16 protein-coding genes and 1 riboswitch are annotated in these 18987 nt (G+C 61.5%); of the genes, 10 read left to right on the forward strand and 6 right to left on the reverse strand.

Annotated features, from left to right (window positions below; genetic code table 11):
* Positions 1 to 82 precede the first annotated feature (82 nt).
* Positions 83 to 1249, forward strand: coding sequence for a methionine adenosyltransferase (metK, locus tag KW842_RS22815; RefSeq protein WP_110846281.1), 1167 nt, complete (start codon positions 83 to 85; stop codon positions 1247 to 1249).
* Between the two features lie 160 nt (positions 1250 to 1409).
* Here metK and KW842_RS22820 read toward each other — a convergent pair whose 3' ends face one another.
* Positions 1410 to 1922, reverse strand: a complete 513-nt coding sequence (locus KW842_RS22820; protein WP_218306417.1) for a hypothetical protein — start codon at positions 1920 to 1922, stop codon at positions 1410 to 1412.
* A 113-nt stretch (positions 1923 to 2035) separates the two neighbouring features.
* Positions 2036 to 2104: riboswitch (S-adenosyl-L-homocysteine riboswitch) on the forward strand.
* Positions 2105 to 2133: 29 nt separating this feature from the next.
* Here KW842_RS22820 and ahcY point away from each other — a divergent pair.
* From ahcY to metF, 3 genes are read left to right on the forward strand one after another with little or no spacing between them, the layout of a single operon-like run.
* Positions 2134 to 3561, forward strand: coding sequence for an adenosylhomocysteinase (ahcY, locus tag KW842_RS22825; protein WP_218306418.1), 1428 nt, complete (start codon positions 2134 to 2136; stop codon positions 3559 to 3561).
* 51 nt (positions 3562 to 3612) lie between these two features.
* The gene (locus tag KW842_RS22830) at positions 3613 to 3963 is read left to right on the forward strand and encodes a phage holin family protein (RefSeq protein WP_218306419.1); all 351 of its coding nucleotides are present in this window, start codon (positions 3613 to 3615) and stop codon (positions 3961 to 3963) included.
* Positions 3956 to 4783, forward strand: coding sequence for a methylenetetrahydrofolate reductase [NAD(P)H] (metF, locus tag KW842_RS22835; RefSeq protein WP_218306420.1), 828 nt, complete (start codon positions 3956 to 3958; stop codon positions 4781 to 4783). Before KW842_RS22830 ends, metF begins: the two co-directional genes overlap by 8 nt.
* Here the strand turns inward: metF and KW842_RS22840 are convergent, their stop codons facing one another.
* Complete coding sequence (locus KW842_RS22840; protein ID WP_218306421.1) at positions 4784 to 5365, reverse strand: 5-formyltetrahydrofolate cyclo-ligase; 582 nt, start codon at positions 5363 to 5365, stop codon at positions 4784 to 4786. It abuts the gene before it with no gap.
* 30 nt (positions 5366 to 5395) lie between these two features.
* Between KW842_RS22840 and KW842_RS22845 the strand changes: the two genes are divergently transcribed.
* The 4 genes from KW842_RS22845 to KW842_RS22860 are packed head-to-tail and all read left to right on the forward strand — an operon-like array spanning position 5396 to position 10018.
* On the forward strand, positions 5396 to 7369 hold the full coding sequence (locus KW842_RS22845) for a lytic transglycosylase domain-containing protein (protein ID WP_218306422.1): 1974 nt from the start codon (positions 5396 to 5398) through the stop codon (positions 7367 to 7369).
* Between the two features lie 21 nt (positions 7370 to 7390).
* The gene (locus KW842_RS22850; protein WP_218306423.1) at positions 7391 to 8110 is read left to right on the forward strand and encodes a glutathione S-transferase family protein; all 720 of its coding nucleotides are present in this window, start codon (positions 7391 to 7393) and stop codon (positions 8108 to 8110) included.
* 4 nt (positions 8111 to 8114) lie between these two features.
* Complete coding sequence (locus KW842_RS22855; protein ID WP_218306457.1) at positions 8115 to 9356, forward strand: multifunctional CCA addition/repair protein; 1242 nt, start codon at positions 8115 to 8117, stop codon at positions 9354 to 9356.
* A complete protein-coding gene (locus KW842_RS22860) occupies positions 9353 to 10018 on the forward strand; it encodes a GNAT family N-acetyltransferase (RefSeq protein WP_218306424.1) in 666 nt (221 codons plus the stop codon). The genes KW842_RS22855 and KW842_RS22860 overlap by 4 nt, the downstream gene beginning before the upstream one ends.
* Before the next feature lie 21 nt (positions 10019 to 10039).
* Here the strand turns inward: KW842_RS22860 and KW842_RS22865 are convergent, their stop codons facing one another.
* From KW842_RS22865 to KW842_RS22880, 4 genes are all read right to left on the reverse strand, one after another.
* Entirely contained in the window at positions 10040 to 11143 is a 1104-nt protein-coding gene (locus KW842_RS22865) for a porin (protein ID WP_218306425.1), read from the reverse strand.
* Between the two features lie 12 nt (positions 11144 to 11155).
* Entirely contained in the window at positions 11156 to 11563 is a 408-nt protein-coding gene (locus KW842_RS22870) for a hypothetical protein (protein ID WP_218306426.1), read from the reverse strand.
* Positions 11564 to 11588: 25 nt separating this feature from the next.
* Positions 11589 to 13157, reverse strand: coding sequence for a methyl-accepting chemotaxis protein (locus KW842_RS22875; RefSeq protein ID WP_229223851.1), 1569 nt, complete (start codon positions 13155 to 13157; stop codon positions 11589 to 11591).
* 167 nt (positions 13158 to 13324) lie between these two features.
* Positions 13325 to 13846, reverse strand: a complete 522-nt coding sequence (locus KW842_RS22880; RefSeq protein ID WP_218306428.1) for an Lrp/AsnC family transcriptional regulator — start codon at positions 13844 to 13846, stop codon at positions 13325 to 13327.
* A gap of 126 nt (positions 13847 to 13972) precedes the next feature.
* Here KW842_RS22880 and hppD point away from each other — a divergent pair, with 126 nt between their 5' ends.
* Together hppD and KW842_RS22890 are read left to right on the forward strand one after the other, a co-directional pair.
* Complete coding sequence (hppD, locus tag KW842_RS22885) at positions 13973 to 15094, forward strand: 4-hydroxyphenylpyruvate dioxygenase (protein ID WP_218306429.1); 1122 nt, start codon at positions 13973 to 13975, stop codon at positions 15092 to 15094.
* Positions 15095 to 15206: 112 nt separating this feature from the next.
* Positions 15207 to 18788: an indolepyruvate ferredoxin oxidoreductase family protein gene (locus KW842_RS22890; protein WP_218306430.1), complete on the forward strand. Its 3582-nt coding sequence runs from the start codon at positions 15207 to 15209 to the stop codon at positions 18786 to 18788.
* Positions 18789 to 18987 lie beyond the last annotated feature (199 nt).

Below are 18987 nucleotides of genomic sequence, written 5' to 3' on the forward strand. Positions count from 1 at the left end.
ATGCGGAATATAAATCTCGCTAAAGCGTCGCAAGCCGTATTGGTATGCGACAGTATGATTCACACCCAATCAGGAGCTTGCGATGTCTAATGATTATCTTTTCACCTCTGAATCCGTCTCGGAAGGTCACCCAGACAAGGTAGCTGACCAAATTTCCGACGCCATCCTCGACGCGATTCTGGCCCAGGACCCGAAAGCCCGTGTTGCCGCTGAAACGCTGTGCAATACCGGTCTGGTGGTGCTGGCTGGTGAAATCACCACCCACGCCAACGTCGATTATATTCAGGTCGCGCGCGAAACCATCAAACGCATCGGCTACGACAATACCGATTACGGTATCGACTATCGTGGTTGCGCGGTGCTAGTGGCTTACGACAAGCAATCGCCGGACATCGCCCAGGGCGTGGACGAAGGCGCTGGCCTGGATCTGGATCAGGGCGCTGGCGACCAGGGTCTGATGTTCGGTTATGCCTGCGACGAAACCGCCGAGCTGATGCCGGCCGCGATTCACTACGCGCACCGTCTGGTCGAGCGCCAGTCGCAGCTGCGCAAGGATGGCCGGCTGCCATGGCTGCGCCCGGATGCCAAATCGCAAGTCACGCTGCGCTACGTGAATGGCCGCCCGGTGGCGGTGGACACCGTGGTGCTGTCGACCCAGCACGCGCCTGAGATGCTGCACAAGCAGATCGAAGAAGCGGTCATCGAAGAAATCATCAAGCCGGTGCTGCCGAAAGAGTGGCTGCAGGACACCAAATACCTGGTCAACCCGACCGGCCGTTTCGTTATCGGCGGCCCGCAAGGCGACTGCGGCCTGACCGGCCGCAAGATCATCGTTGACACCTACGGCGGCGCTTCGCCGCACGGCGGCGGCGCGTTCTCGGGCAAGGACCCATCGAAGGTCGACCGTTCGGCTGCCTACGCCGCACGCTACGTAGCCAAGAATGTGGTGGCCGCCGGTCTGGCGCGCCAGTGCCAGGTGCAAGTGTCGTACGCCATCGGCGTGGCGCGTCCGATCAACATCACCGTCTACACCGAAGGCACCGGCGTGATCCCGGACGAGAAGATTGCCCAGCTGGTGCAGGAGCACTTCGACTTGCGTCCAAAAGGCATCGTGCAGATGCTGGACCTGCTGCGCCCGATCTACGCCAAGACCGCCGCCTACGGCCACTTCGGCCGCGAAGAACCGGAGTTCAGCTGGGAGCGCACCGACAAGGCCGCCATCCTGCGCGCCGCCGCCGGCCTGAAGTAATCCGCTAAGCAGCCTCTGCTGTAGCCCAAAACACCAACGCCCCGGATTCCGGGGCGTTGCTGCATCTGACGTTCATACCGGCCGCTTAGGCGGTGGCGGAATGGGATTGGGGGGCTCGTATCTGCGCCGTGGGTCATCTCTGAAAATCATGATTGCTCCTTTATTGCGGCCCGAGTGCTTTGGTGACCGCTGCCTGTGTTCTGACTCTTAGCTTCTCTGTCAGCAGCAAGTCAAAAGGGAATTTGCTGACTTCCATGCCGTATCTGCCCCTGAATCCCAGCACCTTTTTTTCAAACTCGGCGATGGAAAAACCGGCATTGATTTTCATGCGGACTATCAGGGAACCAATGTCTATGGCGAGCATCGTCAGGCTCACCGCCGATGTCGCGTGCGCCTTCAGTTTTTCTGCGACGTTCAGTTGTCTGGATAAGATGGCGAGCAGAGCGCTGGCGGAAGTAAACATCGGCCAGAGAAAAGTATAGTCGCTATTCTTCCAGAATACGAGGCCGGCGAGCGCAGCGCCTCCGGACGATATGGCAACAGTGATTTTGGTAATGCTATCCAGCCATACCCAGCGCGCCAGCAGGGCGGTCTTGAGGGCTTCCGCATAAGTGGCCCGGTACAGCAAATCGTTGGCTTCATTCCAGATAGCATCGCGCGGATCGATGGGCATGACGGGCTCGCGTTCAAAAAATCCAATATAGGCGCGTGCGCTGAGGGGCTATCTGCGCTGGCGCAAACGGGCGGATTGTTGTCGCCATGCGGACTTAACGATGCTAGAATGCACCTTCCGAGGAGCGCTGCGACGAACTAGCTTTCGCCAGGCTCGGAGATCCCCAACCGCGCTCACGTTACTTTTTTCAAACACATGAAAGGAGGGCGTGATGAACGCCGTACTCAAATCCGCTCAAGACTACCTGGTTGCCGATATCTCCCTGGCGCCATGGGGTAACAAAGAAATCAAGATTGCCGAAACCGAAATGCCTGGCCTGATGGCCATTCGCGAAGAATTCGCCGCGGCCCAGCCGCTGAAAGGCGCGCGCATCACCGGTTCGCTGCACATGACCATCCAGACCGCCGTGCTGATCCAGACGCTGGAAGCGCTGGGCGCCGACGTGCGGTGGGCATCCTGCAATATCTACTCGACCCAGGACCACGCCGCCGCTGCCATCGCCGCCAACGGCACCCCGGTGTTCGCCATCAAGGGCGAAACCCTGGACGAATACTGGGACTACACCCACCGCATCTTCGAGTGGCCAGCCGACGCATCGGGCAACCCGGTCTACTCGAACATGATCCTGGACGACGGCGGCGACGCCACCCTGCTGCTGCACCTGGGCGCGCGCGCTGAGAAAGATATCTCGGTACTGGCCGCCCCTGGCTCGGAAGAAGAAATCTGCCTGTTCAACGCCATCAAGACTCACCTGGCGATCGATCCAGCGTGGTACTCCAAGCGTCTGCCGCACATCCTGGGCGTGACCGAAGAAACCACCACCGGCGTGCACCGCCTGTACCAGATGCACAAAGAAGGCAAGCTGGCCTTCCCGGCGATCAACGTCAACGACTCGGTCACCAAGTCGAAGTTCGACAATCTGTACGGCTGCCGCGAATCGCTGGTGGACGGCATCAAGCGCGCCACCGACGTGATGATCGCCGGCAAAATCGCCGTCATCGCCGGTTACGGTGACGTCGGCAAGGGCTCGGCACAAGCAATGCGCGCGCTGTCGGCACAGGTTTGGGTAACTGAAATCGATCCGATCTGCGCACTGCAAGCCGCGATGGAAGGCTACCGCGTCGTGACCATGGATTACGCTGCCGAACACGGCGATATCTTCGTCACCTGCACCGGCAACTATCACATCCTGACCGAAGCGCACATCCTGAAGATGAAGGACCAGGCCATCGTCTGCAACATCGGCCACTTCGACAACGAAATCGATGTCGCTGCACTGAAGAAATACACCTGGGAAAACATCAAGCCGCAAGTGGATCACGTGATCTTCCCATCGGGCAAGCGCATCATCCTGCTGGCCGAAGGCCGTCTGGTCAACCTGGGTTGCGGCACTGGCCACCCTTCGTACGTGATGTCGTCGTCGTTCGCGAATCAGACCATTGCCCAGATCGAGCTGTACGCCAACACCGCCAAGTACCCGGTCGGCGTGTACGTGCTGCCTAAGCACCTGGACGAAAAAGTAGCGCGCCTGCAGCTGAAGAAGCTGAACGCGCAACTGACCGTGCTGACCGAAGAGCAAGCGGCCTATATCGGCGTGACGCAAGAAGGTCCGTACAAGCCAGACCACTACCGTTATTAATCCCAAGGCGGGGCCTGCGGGCCCCGTTTTTTTGCAGCGAGAACTTTCACCATGCGTTTGGTCCTTACCTGGTTAATCAATGCAGTTGCCTTGCTGGCAGTGCCTTACCTGATGCATTCCGTCGATGTCACAAGCATAGGCGCAGCCCTCGTCGCGGCTCTTGTACTGGGCCTGGTAAATACGCTGATACGCCCTGTGCTGCTGTTGCTGACCTTGCCCGTGACCGTGCTGTCGCTGGGCCTGTTCATTTTCCTGGTCAATGGCTTCATGTTCTGGCTGGTGGCGCAATGGGTTGATGGTTTCCATGTTGACAGCTATCTGTCCGCTGTCGGTGGCGCCGTGTTGTACAGCATTATTTCCTGGGCTCTGTCTACCTTACTTTTGAAGAACGCAGATGGATAATCCGAATTTCAGTATCGAATTCTTTCCGCCTAAAACGGCGGAAGGCGCGGAAAAGCTGCGCGTCACGCGCGCCAAGCTGTCCGAGCTGAATCCTAAATATTTCTCGGTCACCTTCGGCGCCGGCGGCACCACCCAGCAAGGCACGCTGGACACCGTGGTCGAGATCATGGCCGCCGGCGAAGACGCCGCGCCGCACCTGTCCTGCGTGGGCGGCACGCGCGAATCGATCCGTGCCATCCTGGCTGAATACAAGTCGCACAACATCAAGCGCATCGTCGCACTGCGCGGCGACCTGCCAAGCGGCTATGGCGCGGGCGGCGAATTCCGCTATGCGAACGAGCTGGTGGAATTCATCCGCCAGGAAACCGGCGATCACTTCCACATCGAAGTGGCGGCCTATCCGGAAGTGCACCCGCAAGCGCGTTCGCCGCAGGATGACCTGCTGGCCTTCGAGCGCAAAATCAAGGCGGGCGCGAATTCCGCCATCACCCAGTATTTCTATAATGCTGATGCTTACTTCCAGTTCGTCGAGCAGGCGCAGAAGCTGGGCATCACCGCGCCCATCGTGCCGGGCATCATGCCGATCCTGAACTACACGCAGCTGATGCGCTTCTCGGACATGTGCGGCGCCGAGATCCCGCGCTGGGTGCGGCTCAAGCTGGCCAGCTTTGGCGACGATAGCGCCTCGATCAAGGCCTTCGGGCTGGATGTGGTGTCGGCGCTGGGCGAGCGACTGCTGAAAGGCGGCGCGCCTGGCCTGCACTTCTACAGCATGAACCAGGCGGCGGCCACCACCGCGCTGTGGCAACGCCTGGCGTAATCACTCGGTGATGATGCGGTCCAGCGCCACATCATGACGATCACCGGCAAACTGTACCTGCAGGCACTGGTAGGCAATACCCAGTGCCTGCGGGCGCGGCGTGTGGCGCGCCAGCGTGCGGTCATAGAATCCGCCGCCGTAGCCTAATCGATAACCTTGCGGATTAAATCCCAGGCAAGGCACCAGCAGCGCCGGCGGATAGTCGGTTTGCAAACGCAGATCGGCCGGCACGGCCACGCCCATCTTGTCCTTCACCATGGCCTCGCCGATGCGCCATTCGGCAAACTCCAGCGCCGCATCCCTTTGCACCACCACCGGCAGCAGCAGCCGCGCGCCCAGGCGCGCCAGTTCCGCATAAGCGGGATGCAGGTCCGGCTCGTCGCGCAGCGGCCAGTACACGCCCAGCGCCACCGGCTGCGCCGCCTTCCACCATGCGATAACGTGATCGCCGATGGCGCGGTCCCAGCCTGCACGCACAGCTGGATCAAGCGCACGCCGCGCAGCCAGCAGCTGCTGGCGCAATTCAGCCTTCGATACTGGTGATACGGACGTGCTGCGTGGTATTCTAGGGTCGCTGGTCATATTTGGTTCAAGACTTTAGAGAGTTGCACAGTGATTTCTGCTTCGAAATGGATAGCCGGCGCCTTCGTCGTTGCCTTTACTTCGCTTGCCCACGCCGACGACATCAGCGCAGATAGCCGCAGGGACGACGATGCCTTCCTGCTGCTGCGCGACGCCGTGCGCCAGGACGACGCCAGCAAGGCGGATTTCTACGCCGCGCGCCTGAGCAGCTACTCCATTCCATCCTACGTCGATTATTATCGGCTGAAATCGCGCCTGAAGGATGCCACCCAGGCCGATATCCGCGATTTCTTCAAGCGCTATCAGGGCCAGGCGATCGTCGACCGGCTGCGCAACGACTGGCTGCTGGAGCTGGGCCGCAAGCGCGACTGGGCCACTTTCGACGAACAGTATCCGCTGTTTGTGCTGAACGACGACACGCAAGTCAAATGCTATGCGCTGATGTCGCGCGCGCTGAAAGGCCAGAAAGTCGCCGATGAAGCGCGCGCCTTGCTGACCGCGCCATCGGTGTACGGCCAGCCCTGCGCCGACCTGATCGCCACTCTGCACCAGAGCGGCCAGTTCAACACCGAAGACCTGTATGCGCAGCTGCGCCTGGCGGGCGAATTCAACGCCACCGGCCAGGCGCGCCGTATCGTCGCACTGCTCGATGGCCCGGAAAAGAAAGCCGTGCAGGCGGTTGATCTGCCGACGGTGGCGGTGGCCAAGGGCATGGGGCCGAGCAAGGTGGAACATCAGATCTTCATCGTCGCGCTCGGCCGCCTGGCCAAGACCAGCAGCAAGCTGGCGGTGCTGGGCCTGAACAAGGCAATGCCGAAGATGTCGTCGCAAGAGCAGCAGCAGGCGTGGGCGGCGATCGCGCTGCAAACCTCGTATTCGCTATCGCCTGAAACTACCGATTACTGGCGCCGTTCCAATGGCGCGCAGCTGTCGATCGACCAGATCCAATGGAAGACCCGCATCGCCATGCGCAACGGCGACTGGCGCCAGGTGGAGAATAATATCCGCGCCATGCCGCAGTCGCTGCGCAACGATACAACCTGGGTCTACTGGCTGGGCCGCGCGCTGATGGCGCGTGACGGCGTGACCAGCCAGCCAAGCGGCGAAGCGGCGCAACTGTTCCGCAGCATCTCCGACCAGTCCAATTATTACGGCCAGCTGGCGCTGGAAGAAACCGGCAAGCTGATTACTATTCCAACGCCGGGCGCGCCGATTTCGCAGGCCGAGATCACGCCGATCGCCGCCAACCCCAACTTCCAGCGCGCGTTGAAATTCTTCAGCATGCGGCTGCGCTTTGAAGGCACGCGCGAATGGAACTGGGGCTTGCGCGGCTTGAGTGAACGCGAGCATCTGGCCGCTGCTGAATACGCACGCCAGAACAACATCCTCGACCGCATGGTCAACACCTCGGAGCGCACCCGCATCCAGGTTGATTACTCGCAGCGCTTCCCGTCGCCGCACAACGATGTGATGCATCCGGCCACGCAGACCCTGGGCTTGGACAAGGCCTGGGTGTATGGCCTGATACGGCAGGAATCGCGCTTCATCATGGACGCGCAATCGCACGTTGGCGCCTCGGGCCTGATGCAGGTGATGCCGTCCACCGGCCGCTGGGTGGCGAAGAAGATCGGCCTGACCGATTTCGCGCAGGAGATGCTGAGCGATGTGCGCTACAACATCATGCTGGGCACGAATTACCTGAACATGGTGCTGGGGAATATGGATGGCAACGAAGTGCTGGCCACCGCCGCCTACAACGCCGGGCCGGGACGCTTGCGCAGCTGGCGCGCCACGCTGACCAAGCCGATGGACGCCACCGTGTTCATCGAGTCGATTCCGTATTTCGAGACGCGCACCTATGTCAAGAACGTGATGTCGAACGCCACCTACTACGCGGCGCTGTTTGAAGGGCGGCCGCAATCGATGAAGGCGCGCCTGGTCACCGTTGGCCCCAAGGGCTACACCCAGGCCGAGGAACAGGAAACCAGTTTCTCGCCGCGCTGATTAAACCTTACAGGACGTATCATGCAGACTACCCACCTCGACCCCAGCCTGTCGCAAACCCTGGCTGCCGCGCGCGAGCCAGGCCTCACGCTCATCATCGGCAACAAGAACTATTCCTCGTGGTCGATGCGGCCATGGGTGGTGATGACCGCCTTCGGCATTCCGTTCCAGGAAGTGCGCGTGCTGCTGGACCAGGATGACACCGCCAACCGCATTTGCAGTTACTCGGCGTCCGGCCGCGTGCCGGTGCTGTTGGCCGGCGAAGAGATGACCATCTGGGATAGCCTGGCCATCTGCGAATATCTGGCCGAGCAATTCCCCGAGCTGCCGCTGTGGCCGCGGGATGTGGCGGCGCGCGCGATGGCGCGTTCGGTGTGCGCTGAAATGCACGCCGGCTTCAGCGACCTGCGCACCTCGATGTCGATGAATATCCGCGCCAGCTATCCGGGCAAGGGCCGTACGCCGGGCACCCAGGCCGACATCGGCCGCATCAGCGAAATCTGGGAAGAGTGCTTGTCGCGCTTCGGCCATCACCAGTTCCTGTTTGGCGACTTCTCGATTGCTGACGCCTACTATGCGCCGGTGGTGATGCGCTTCCGCACCTATGGCGTGTCGCTGGCGCCGGCGCTGGACGCCTACTGCCAGCGCGTGCTGGCGCATCCGGCGGTGGCGCGCTGGGTCAGCGAAGCGCTGGCGGAAACCGAAACGGCGCCCAAGCATGACGCCGAGATGCCGGACTAAGATGATGCAAACCTATGTTGTCGGCGGCGCGGTACGAGATGCGCTGCTCGGCCTGCCGGTCAAGGATCACGACCATGTTGTCGTTGGCGCCACCCCGGATGACATGCTGGCCAAGGGCTTCCGCCCGGTAGGCAAGGACTTCCCGGTTTTCCTGCACCCGCAAACGCAAGAAGAATACGCGCTGGCGCGCACCGAGCGAAAAACCGCGCCAGGCTACAAGGGCTTTGTGTTCCACACCTCGGCCGACGTCACGCTGGAAGAAGACCTGGTGCGGCGCGACCTGACCATCAACGCCATGGCGCGTGCCGACGACGGCAGCATCACCGATCCGTACGGCGGCCAGCGCGATATCCAGCTGCGCATTTTCCGCCATGTGTCCGACGCCTTCGCTGAAGACCCGGTGCGCATCCTGCGCCTGGCGCGCTTCGCCGCGCGCTTCAGCGATTTCACCGTCGCCCCGGAAACCAATGAGCTGATGAAGCGCATGGTGGCCGAAGGCGAAGTGGATGCGCTGGTGGCCGAACGCGTGTGGCAGGAGCTGGCGCGCGGACTGATGGAGCACAAGCCGTCGCGCATGTTCGACGTGCTGCGCGACTGCGGCGCACTGGTGCGCATCCTGCCCGAGCTGGACGCCTTGTGGGGCGTGCCGCAACCGGAGAAGTGGCATCCTGAGGTCGATACCGGCGTGCACATCATGCAGGTCATCGACTGTGCGGCGCGGCTGGAGCGCGAGCTGCCGGTGCGCTTCGCCTGCCTGATGCACGATCTGGGCAAGGGCGTGACGCCGTCCGCCAACTGGCCTGCGCACCACGGCCACGAAGGCCTGGGTGTGAAACTGGTGGAGCAGGTGTGCAAGCGCCTGCGCGTTCCGACCGAATCCCGCGACCTGGCAGTGATGACGGCGCGCGAACATGGCAACGTCGGCCGCGCGCTGCAACTGCGCGCCAACACCATTGTTACCCTGTTCGAGCGTTGCGACGCTTTCCGCAAGCCGGCGCGCTTCACGCAGATGCTGCTGGCGACCGAATGCGACGCGCGCGGCCGCATCGGCCCGGAAGCCAGCTATGCCGATGCACCGTTCCCGCAACTGGCGCATCTGGAGACGGCGCTGGCGGCAGCGCGCGGCGTCAACGCCGGCGAGATCGCGCAAGGCTGCGCCGACAACCCACAGCGGATTCCGGAGCGGGTGCACATGGCGCGCGTCAGCGCGGTCAAGGCGGCGCTGAAGGAAGAAGAAGCGGAATGAGTTCCGACCTGTTCCAGAATCCGCTGCGCCGTTTGAGGAAGAAGGGCGATCGGCGCCCGACGGTGCCGGTGAAGGAACTGCGTGAACGCGACCGGCGCCGCATGCTGCGGCATTTTCTGGAACTGGAAGACAGCGACCGCCTGCTGCGCTTTGGCTCCGTGCTACCGGATGAACAGATCACCAACTACGTCAACGGCATCAACTTCTCGCGCGACATGGTGTTCGGCGTGTACAACCGGGTATTCCGGCTGGTGGCCGTCGGTCACCTGGCGTTTGCGCCGCGCGATGAATCGAGCACTGTCACGGAGAAGGAGCGGGTAGCGGAATTCGGCGTCTCGGTCAGCCGCTCGGCGCGCGGGCTTGGCGTCGGCTCGCGGCTGTTCGAGCGCGCCGCCATCCATTGCCGCAACAGCGATGTCGACACGCTGTATATGCACTGCCTGTCGACCAACAAGACCATGATGCATATCGCCAAAAAAGCCGGCATGGAAATCCACCGCGATTACGGCGAGGCCGACGCCTACCTGAAGCTGCTGCCTGCCGATCCGTCCAGCGTGCTGCAAGAAGCGCTGCACGAACAGTTCGCGGTGCTGGACTACACCTTCAAGGCTAACAAGCGCATCGCCGTTAAGTGGTTCGGCAAGCTGATACGCCGAAAATAAGCCGCCCGCAGGCGGCGCAGATTAAAACACCGCGTCCAGCGCCACGCTCACCAGCTTGGAATTGCCGCTGAACGGAATCGCGCTGCGGTCGATCACTTTGTCGAACTGGATTTTCAGGTCCATATTCTTGCGGAAGTCCCAGCGCACCGCGACGAAGCGGGTATTATCGATTTGCAGATCGGTGTAGGTATTGCTCAGCTTTTCGGTGTAATGCGAGTAGCCGGCCAGCGGGGTGAAGTCGCCGATCTTGTAGCCGACGGTGGCAGTCCAGCTGTTGGCCTTGTAGTCCTGCGTCGGGCGGCGGAAAGTATTGGCTTCGGCGCGCAGCAGGAAGTTGTTGTAGTCGACGCTGGCCGACACGCCCATGATGCGCTGACGCAGGCCCTTGATTTCCACCTTGTCTTCAATCGCTGCCGGGAAGCTGGTCAGATGGATAGAGTTCTGCATATAGATCAGGCGCAGACCCACGTAGTCGTTGGAGAGGTCGAGGTAGCCGCCGAGGATGTGCTTCCAGGCGTCGTCCACCTTGGCACCGTAATAGATGCGCTCCATTTCCTTGTTGTTCTTGGTGACTTCCTGGCCGCCGAAGACGTTGCCGATCACCGCCCAGTCGCCGACCGTGACGCGGTGGCTCAGGTTCGCGCCGTTGTAAGCGCCGATTTCCCAGCCGTAGATATCCTGCGGCACGCGTATCCACGGCAGCGTGTAGCCAATGTAGACGCTGTCCGAGAAGGCGTAGATCGGCAGGCGGCGGCGGCCCACCTGCAGCGTGGTGCTGGGCGTGACGTCCCAGGTCAGGTAGGCCCAGTCGATATCGGCCTTCATGTTTTCCGAGGCGCGCGTTACCACCTGCGCAGTGGCCGACAACTGCTCGTTGATCTTGTATTTCAGCTGCAGGCCGGCCAGCGATTCTTCCGACATGCTGACGCGGTTGTTGTTGTACACGGCGCCGTGCTCATAGTTGGCGATGAAGCAAGGGCAGTCGAATTCGTTCCACTTGCCGGTAGTGCCGCCGTAGGCTTTGCCGGCGGCCACAGTGGCGAAGCCGGAGATGGTCAGGTCGTCCGCGCGCGCTGCGGTCAGGCTGGCGGCGCCCAGCAGCAGGACGGAAATCAGTTTCTTCATGGGTAAGCTCGGTTAATTCAGGGTGGCGATGACTTTGACGCTGGCGTCGACGTCTTTCTTATCGATGTAGCCGATGCGGGTGGGATCGGCGGCGACGGTCTTTTTCATATCCTGCTCGCTGTCGACTTCCAGCGGTGGCGTGCCGCCGCCGGTGAAGATCAACTTGGACCAGATCGAGCGTACTTGCGCCGGGTCCTTGTGGCAGGCCTTGGCGTAGAACTGGTCGCGCACCGAATTTTTTTCCGGCAGATTGACCGGAGCCGGCTGCTTGGTTTTGCCCAGATAGGCCTGGCAGATCACTTCATTGGCGGGAGCGTTGGCCTTGGCGGAGACGATCACCACCAACTCGGCGTGCGCGGGCGCAGCCAATACGGCAGCCAGCAGCAGCGCGCTGCCGCCGGCATAGAGTTTCAGTTTCATAAATTAAAGGTGAGTGGTAAAAATATTACACGGGGGCGGCGAGTAGCCGGCGTGGCGCGGCGGTTGCAGCCTGGGCATCCAGTTTGAAGACGCTGACCACCTGGGCCAGCGTGGTGGCCTGGTCCAGCAGCGAGGCGGCCGAGGCCGAGGCTTGCTCGACCAGTACCGCGTTCTGGCGCGTGTCCTGGTCGATGGCGCCTAGCGCCACCTGGATCTGCTCCAGGTCTTCGCTCTGCGCCTGGCTGGCCTGGGTGATCTCGGCCATGATGCTGGTGACGTTGGCGATGCTGCTGACGATGTCTTGCATGGTGGCGCCGGCCTGGTCGACCAGGCGTGCGCCGTCGTCGACACGCTGCACCGAGTCGTCGATCAGGGTTTTGATTTCGCGCGCGGCGGCGGCCGAGCGTTGCGCCAGATTGCGTACCTCGGTGGCGACCACCGCGAAGCCGCGTCCTTGTTCGCCGGCGCGCGCCGCTTCCACGGCGGCGTTCAGCGCCAGGATGTTGGTCTGGAAGGCGATGCCGTCGATGACGCCGATGATGTCGACGATTTTCTTCGACGAGGCGTTGATGGCGCCCATGGTGTCGACCACCTGCGCCACCACGGCGCCGCCTTTCTGCGCCACGCCGGAGGCGGCGCCGGCCAGCTGGTTGGCTTGATGGGCGCTGTTGGTATTCTGGCGCACGGTGGCGGTCAGCTGGCGCATCGATTCGACGGTCTGGTCCAGCGCGCCGGCTTCGTGTTCGGTACGCTGTGCCAGATCGGCATTGCCGACCTCGATTTCCTGCGCCGCGCCGGCGATGGTGTGGCCCGCCGTGCGGATGCGCACCATGCTGGCGGCCAGCTTGTCCTGCATCTCGCGCAGGCTCAGCAGCAGGCTGCCCTGGTCGTCCGGGGCCGTGCGGATGTGGCTGCTAAAATCGCCTTCGGCAATGGTGCCGGCGATGCGGATCGCGTATTCCGGCTCGCCGCCCAACTGACCCCACAAGCGGCGGATAATGAAGTAGGAAGCCAGCGCCAGAACCGCCACTGTCAGCAGCGCCACCATGATGTTCAGTTTCATGACGAAGCTGACATCGCGCGCGCTGTTCTCCAGCGTGGCGGTCAGCTGGCGGCTCTCGGCGGCATAGCTGTCGTTCAGATCCTTGTTGAGGACGGCCAGTGCCGCCTGCATCGCGGCGACGGTCTGCGGCACGTCGCCGGTGTCCAGGCCGAGCATGATCTTGCCGGCCTTCAGCGTGGGCGTCAGATAGGCGTCGAATTCGCTGCCGATGCGGGCGGCGGCGGCGCTGTGGCCGTCGATCTTGCCGAGCGTGTCCAGCGTGGCGCGGATGCGTTGGGCCGATTCCTGGATCGCCTTCAGGCCATCCTGCTCGCCATCGGCGACGGCGTGCTGCATGCCTTCGGAAATGGCTTGCACGTTGCGGATCATGGAATTTAGCTGGCCCAGCGCCGGATAGTCCACCGTGCCGGCCCGGGCAATATGGGCTTGAGCGGACGAGGTATAGCTCTGATTAATGACGAGGCCGGTGGCAAACAACAGGGCGGCGGTGGCGGGAATGGCCCAGATACGTAACTTGAAAGAGAATTGCATTTCCGACATTCAATATGATATGACTGGAATCATATAGTATGTCTCTGAGGCAATTCTCACACATTGTCACCGTGCTTATAAATGTGGTTAATTAAGCGCTATTTCCATTTAACAACAGAAAACCGCAGACTCTGCTGTGGCATTCTGGATACGCTGCCAGCAAATACTTATACCAATGGCAATGCGGTAGTGTCCTTGACGCGTTGCAGGGCGAACGAGGATTTCACGTCCAGTACCGCCGGGTGGCGCAGCAGCGTCGCCATCATGAAGCGCGAGAAGTGGTCCATGTCTTCGACGTGCACACGCAGCAGGTAATCCATTTCGCCGGTCATGGCGTAGCAGGCCACCACTTCCGGCCATTGCGCCACTGATTCGGCAAAGTCGGCGCGCGGCGATGGCGGCGCGTTCGGTGCGCCCAGCGCGCGGGCGTTGCTGTGTGCGCCGGCTTCGCTATGCTTCTCCAGGCGTACGTTGACGTAGGCCAGCAGGCCCAGGCCGATCTTGTCCGGGTCGAGCAGCGCCACGTATTGGCGTATCACGCCGGCTTCTTCCAGACGCTTGATGCGGCGCAGGCAGGGTGATGGGGACAGCGCTACCAGCTCGGCCACGTCCTGGTTCGACAAGCGCCCGTCCGATTGCAATATAGAAAGAATCTTACGGTCGGTTTTGTCTAGCGCGATCTTGGTCATAAACACCTCGGAAATTCGGAAATAAGGCAATATTATTGCTCAAAATGGCTGGCCGTGGGAATTGTTTGCAATTTACTGCCGCTAAAGCGGATCTATACTGTGCGCTATTCGAATAAGGAGACACGCATGCAATTCCAGCCATGGGACAACCCGATGGGCACCGACGGGTTCGAGTTTGTCGAGTATGCCGCACCCGATCCCAAAGCCCTCGGCGCGCTGTTCGAGAGCATGGGCTTCACCGCCATCGCCCGCCACCGCCACAAGGATGTGACCCTGTACCGCCAGGGCGACATCAACTTCATCATCAATGCCGAGAAGGATTCCTTCGCCCAGCGCTTCGCCCGCCAGCACGGCCCGTCCGTGTGCGCGATCGGCATCCGCGTGCAGGACGCCGCGTTTGCCTACAAGTCCATGCTGGAGAAAGGCGCGTGGGGCTTCGATAACAAGACCGGCCCGATGGAACTGAATATCCCGGCCATCAAGGGCGTCGGCGATTCGCTGATTTACCTGGTGGACCGCTGGCGCGGCAAGAACCGCGATGCGCAGCAAGGCGCCATCGGCGACATCAGCATCTACGATGTGGACTTCGTTGCGATTCCGGGCGCGCAAGCCAATCCGGTTGGCCATGGCCTGACGTATATCGACCACCTGACCAACAACGTCCACCGTGGCCGCATGAAGGAATGGGCGGACTTCTACGAGAAGATGTTCAACTTCCGCGAGGTGCGCTACTTCGACATCGAAGGCAAGCTGACCGGCCTGAAGTCGAAAGCCATGACTTCCCCATGCGGCAAGGTGCGCATTCCGATCAACGAATCGTCGGACGACAAGTCGCAGATCGCCGAATACCTGGACGAGTACCACGGCGAAGGCATCCAGCACATCGCGCTGGGCACCGACGATATCTACACGTCGATCGAAGGCATGAAGAAAGCAGGCATCGCCTTCCAGGACACCATCGAGACTTACTATGAGCTAGTCAATCGCCGCCTGCCGAACCACGGCGAGCGCCTGGATGACCTGCGCCGCCTGCGCATCCTGATCGACGGCCAGAGCAACGAGCAGCAGCGCGAACTGCTGCTGCAAATCTTCACCCAGAACGTGATCGGCCCGATCTTCTTCGAGATCATCCAGCGCAAGGGCGATCAAGGTTTCGGCGAAGGTAATTTCCGCGCGCTGTTCGAGTCGATCGAGCTGGATCAGATCAAGCGGGGCGTGTTGCTGGACCCAAGCAAGGCCACCGCATAAGGTGTAGAGTAGTACCAGGCCGGTAGCAAAGCACATAGACAGAGCACCGGCGCCACGCGGCAGAGCCTACCCGGCACTGCCGCGCGTGTACCTAAAATTTGGAGACAAAACAATGAATGCACCTCAAAAGGGTTTGCTATTGAATCCGTCCGTCGATGCGGCCGAGATTACGTTGGACGATAAGTGGACACTGGAGCGCGGTCGCGCTTTCATGACCGGCACACAAGCGCTGATACGCCTGCCAATGATGCAGCGCGAGCGCGATCTCAAGGCAGGACTCAACACCGCAGGCTATATCACCGGCTACCGCGGCTCGCCCGTCACCAGCGTCGACATGACGGCGATGAAAGCCAAGAAGTACCTCGACGAACATCACGTCAAATTCCATCCTGGGATGAACGAAGACCTGGCGGCGACCGCTGTCTGGGGCACCCAGCAAACCAATCTGTTCAAAGACGCCAAGTACGACGGCGTGTTCTCCATGTGGTACGGCAAAGGCCCTGGCGTGGACCGCTGCGGCGATGTGTTCAAGCACGCCAATAATGCCGGCTCGGCCAAGCATGGCGGCGTGCTGGTCTTGGCTGGCGATGACCATGCGGCCAAGTCGTCTTCGACCGCGCACCAGTCGGACCACATCCTCAACGCCTGCGGCATTCCGGTGCTGTATCCAGCCTCGGTGCAGGAGTACATCGACTACGGCCTGCATGCGTGGGCGATGAGCCGCTACACCGGCCTGTGGGTATCGATGAAATGCGTCACCGACATCATCGAATCAGGCGCCGTGGTGGACTTCGATCCGGACCGCGTGCAGATCGCACTGCCGACCGATTTCGAGCTGCCTGAAGGCGGCCTGAATATCCGCTGGCCGGACACCGTGCTGGATATGGAAGTCCGCATGAACAGCTACAAGTGGTACGCTGCGCTGGCGTACTGCCGCGCCAATAAGCTGAACAAGATCATCTGGGATTCGCCGAAGCCGAAGATCGGCATCATCACCGCCGGCAAATCGTATCTGGACACGCGCCAGGCACTGGCCGACCTGGGCATCGACGAGCAGGCCGCCGCCGACATCGGCATCCGCCTGTACAAAATAGGTATGACCTGGCCGCTGGAAGCGGACGGCGTGCACGAATTCGCCAAGGGCCTGGACGAGATCCTGGTGGTGGAAGAGAAGCGCCAGATCCTCGAATACGCGCTGAAGGAAGAGCTGTACAACCTGCCGGACGGCGAGCGTCCACGCGTGGTCGGCAAGTTCGACGACACCGGCGAGTGGAGCAACAAGGGCAAGACCGGCCACGGCGACTGGCTGCTGCCGGCAACCTACGAACTGAATCCGGCGCAGATCGCGCGCGCCATCGCCTCGCGTATCGCCCACTACTGCGCCGGCCATCCGGTGGCCAAGCGCGTGCAGGAACGCGTGGCGTATCTGGAAGCGAAAGAGCTGGCGCTGAAAACGCTGCCGACCAAGGCCAATCCGCAAACTGACCGCACGCCGTTCTTCTGCTCCGGCTGCCCGCATAACTCCTCGACCAAAGTGCCGGAAGGCTCGCGCGCGCTGGCGGGCATTGGCTGCCACTACATGGTGCTGTGGATGGACCGCGAGACATCGACCTTCACCCATATGGGCGCGGAAGGCGTGACTTGGGTGGGACAGGCGCCATTCACCAACGAGAAGCATGTGTTCACCAATCTCGGCGACGGCACCTACTTCCACTCGGGGATACTGGCGATACGCGCGGCGGTCGCGGCCAAGGTCAATATCACCTACAAGATTCTGTTTAACGATGCTGTCGCCATGACCGGCGGCCAGCAGTTCGACGGTCCGCTTGATCCCGGCATGATCTCGCGCCAGATCGCGGCGGAAGGCGTGACGCCGATTATTGTGGTGACCGACGAGCCGGAAAAATATCCATCCGATTACAACTGGGCGCCCGGCGTCACCGTGCGCCATCGCAGCGAGTTGATGGACGTGCAGCGCGAACTGCGCGACAAGCCTGGCGTGTCGGCGATGATTTACGACCAGACCTGCGCGTCCGAAAAGCGCCGCCGCCGCAAACGCAATGAATACCCAGATCCAGCCAAGCGCGCGGTGATCAACGAAGCCGTCTGCGAAGGCTGCGGCGATTGCTCGGTGCAGTCCAACTGTCTGTCGGTGGAACCGCTGGAGACGGACCTGGGCCGCAAACGCCAGATCAACCAATCGTCGTGCAACAAGGACTTCTCTTGCACCACCGGTTTCTGCCCAAGCTTTGTGACGGTGGAAGGCGGCGCGCTGAAGAAACCGAAGAAAGCCGCCACCGGCGAAGCACCGCAAGCCGTGTTGCCGATGCCTGTGCTGCCATCGACCGAGACGCCGTTCGGCATCCTGATCACCGGTATTGGCGGCACCGGCGTGGTGACGGTGGGCCAGATCCTGGCCATGGCCGCGCACGTCGAGAACAAGGGCGCCATCGTGCTGGACATGAGCGGCCTGGCGCAGAAGGGCGGTCCGGTGATGTCGCACGTGCGCCTGGCGGATCATCAGAGCGATCTGCACTCGACCCGGGTGGGCACTGGCAGCGCCGATCTGGTGATCGGCTGCGACCTGATCGTCACCGCTGCGCGCGACGCCTTGTCGCGCATGGGCGAGGGCCGCACACACGCGATGATCAATTCGACCGGCTCCTCGACGGCAGCGTTTGTGAAGAACCCGGACTGGCAATTCCCGGACGCCGGCTCGCGCGGCGAAATCATCCGCGCCTGCGGCAACGATAACGTTGATTTCGTCGATGCCGGCCAGATCGCCACCGCGCTGATGGGCGACTCCATCGCCACCAATATGTTCATGCTCGGCTACGCCTTCCAGAAAGGCCGTGTGCCGCTGAGCGAAGCCGCGCTGATCAAGGCGATTGAGCTGAATGGCGTGTCGGTGGGCTTCAACAAGGCCGCCTTCCACTGGGGGCGCACCGCTGCGCACGACCTGGCGTCGGTCACCAAGCTCACCACGCCGGCCAAGGTGATCGAGTTCAAACGTATCCAGACGCTGGACGACATTATCGCCAAACGGGTAGAGCTGCTGACGGCCTATCAGAACAGCGATTATGCGAAACAGTATAAATCGTTTGTCGATCAGGTCCGTGGTGAAGAGGCCAAGCTGGGCAAGAGCACCCGCCTGAGCGAAGCCGTGGCGCGCTACTACTACAAGCTGATGGCTTACAAGGACGAGTACGAAGTCGCCCGCCTGTACACCGACGGCGCCTTCCAGCAAAAGGTGGCAGGCATGTTCGATGGCGACATCAAACTGAAATTCCACCTGGCGCCGCCGATCTTCGCCAAGACTGACGCCCAAGGCCATCTGGTCAAGAAAGAATATGGCCCATGGATGATGAAGGCCTTCGGCGTGCTGGCCAAGTTCAAAGGACTGCGCGGCACGGCGCTGGATCCTTTCGGCCGCACGGTGGAACGCAAGATGGAGCGCGCGCTGATCACCGAGTACCGTGACACTGTGTCTGCACTGCTGCCTAAATTGAAGGCAGAGAATCTGGCGCAGGCGGTGGCCATTGCCAGCATTCCGGAAGACATACGCGGTTATGGCCACGTCAAGGAGCGCCACCTGCTGGCCGCCAAGCAGAAGGAAAGCCGCCTGCTGGCCGAGTTTGACAAGCCAGCACCGCTCATTGTTGCAGAGGCCAGCGTGGCGACACACGCCGCCTGATCCAGTTCCATAGTTGTACCTTAACGGCCCTTCGGGGCCGTTTTTTTGTCTGTCCATTTTTGAACAGTGCTAGTGTTCGGATGTGAACGTTACGCGCGCGCCGCGCCGCCTGTGCAGCGGTTCGGACGATGGCATGGCTTTTGCTGTAAAGGTGGAATGGGTGAAATAGTGATGGGAAAGATGATGCTGCGTGATTTTC

It is taken from the genome of Duganella sp. sic0402 (assembly GCF_019219065.1).
In the GTDB taxonomy this organism is placed as follows: Bacteria; Pseudomonadota; Gammaproteobacteria; order Burkholderiales; family Burkholderiaceae_D; genus Rugamonas.

Bases quoted from the DNA above. Each gene is read 5' to 3' on its own strand.
- hppD (WP_218306429.1), top strand. From the start codon at position 13,973: ATGCAATTCCAGCCATGGGACAACCCGATGGGCACCGACGGGTTCGAG.
- metK (WP_110846281.1), top strand. From the start codon at position 83: ATGTCTAATGATTATCTTTTCACCTCTGAATCCGTCTCGGAAGGTCAC.
- KW842_RS22820 (WP_218306417.1), bottom strand. From the start codon at position 1,922: ATGCCCATCGATCCGCGCGATGCTATCTGGAATGAAGCCAACGATTTG.
- KW842_RS22875 (WP_229223851.1), bottom strand. From the start codon at position 13,157: ATGCAATTCTCTTTCAAGTTACGTATCTGGGCCATTCCCGCCACCGCC.
- KW842_RS22865 (WP_218306425.1), bottom strand. From the start codon at position 11,143: ATGAAGAAACTGATTTCCGTCCTGCTGCTGGGCGCCGCCAGCCTGACC.
- KW842_RS22880 (WP_218306428.1), bottom strand. From the start codon at position 13,846: ATGACCAAGATCGCGCTAGACAAAACCGACCGTAAGATTCTTTCTATA.
- KW842_RS22860 (WP_218306424.1), top strand. From the start codon at position 9,353: ATGAGTTCCGACCTGTTCCAGAATCCGCTGCGCCGTTTGAGGAAGAAG.
- KW842_RS22840 (WP_218306421.1), bottom strand. From the start codon at position 5,365: ATGACCAGCGACCCTAGAATACCACGCAGCACGTCCGTATCACCAGTA.
- ahcY (WP_218306418.1), top strand. From the start codon at position 2,134: ATGAACGCCGTACTCAAATCCGCTCAAGACTACCTGGTTGCCGATATC.
- KW842_RS22830 (WP_218306419.1), top strand. From the start codon at position 3,613: ATGCGTTTGGTCCTTACCTGGTTAATCAATGCAGTTGCCTTGCTGGCA.
- KW842_RS22870 (WP_218306426.1), bottom strand. From the start codon at position 11,563: ATGAAACTGAAACTCTATGCCGGCGGCAGCGCGCTGCTGCTGGCTGCC.
- KW842_RS22890 (WP_218306430.1), top strand. From the start codon at position 15,207: ATGAATGCACCTCAAAAGGGTTTGCTATTGAATCCGTCCGTCGATGCG.
- KW842_RS22850 (WP_218306423.1), top strand. From the start codon at position 7,391: ATGCAGACTACCCACCTCGACCCCAGCCTGTCGCAAACCCTGGCTGCC.
- KW842_RS22855 (WP_218306457.1), top strand. From the start codon at position 8,115: ATGCAAACCTATGTTGTCGGCGGCGCGGTACGAGATGCGCTGCTCGGC.
- metF (WP_218306420.1), top strand. From the start codon at position 3,956: ATGGATAATCCGAATTTCAGTATCGAATTCTTTCCGCCTAAAACGGCG.